Annotated in this window: 1 protein-coding gene; it reads left to right on the forward strand. The window is 62.5% G+C overall.

The window, feature by feature from the left end; all coding sequences use genetic code 11:
- The coding region (locus ABD987_RS44520) for a PHP domain-containing protein (RefSeq protein WP_345409105.1) at nucleotides 1-680 on the forward strand (680 nt) is incomplete at both ends.

Consider the following 680-nt stretch of genomic DNA (forward strand, 5'->3'; position numbering starts at 1 on the left):
CGGTTTCACAAGAAGCCGGTGTTCTGGGGGCAGGCGAACCAGCGTGGGTCGGACGAGTTCGGTGAGGGCGGTGACGTCTCGGGTGGTGGTGCGTATACGCACATGACGATGCTGGCGCGGAACGCCACCGGGCTGCGGAACCTGTTCAAGCTGTCCTCGCTGGCGAGTATGCAGGGGTATTACCGTAAGCCGCGGATGGATCGTGAGCTGATCTCGGAGAATCATGAGGGGATCATCGCGACGACGGGGTGCCCGTCGGGTGAGGTGCAGACCCGGTTGCGGTTGGGTCAGCGGCAGGAGGCGATTCAGGCCGCGTCGGACTACAAGGACATTTTCGGTGCGGACAACTTCTTTCTGGAGTTGATGGATCACGGTCTGCCGATCGAGCGGTCGGTGCGTGAGGGTCTGCTGGAGGTCGGCAGGCTGCTGGACCTCAAGCCGCTGGCGACCAATGACTCGCATTATGTGACGAAGGATCAGGCCGACACGCACTCGGCGTTGTTGTGTGTGCAGGCGGGCAAGACCCTCAATGACCCGACGCGGTTCAAGTTCGACGGGGATGGTTACTACCTGAAGTCGGCCGCGGAGATGCGGGAGTACTGGGACAAGGAGGTCCCCGGTGCCGCCGACTCCACCCTGCTGATCGCCAAGAGCGTCGAGTCCTACGAAGAGGTCTACGC

Source organism: Amycolatopsis samaneae (assembly GCF_039541975.1).
GTDB lineage: Bacteria > Actinomycetota > Actinomycetes > Mycobacteriales > Pseudonocardiaceae > Amycolatopsis > Amycolatopsis samaneae.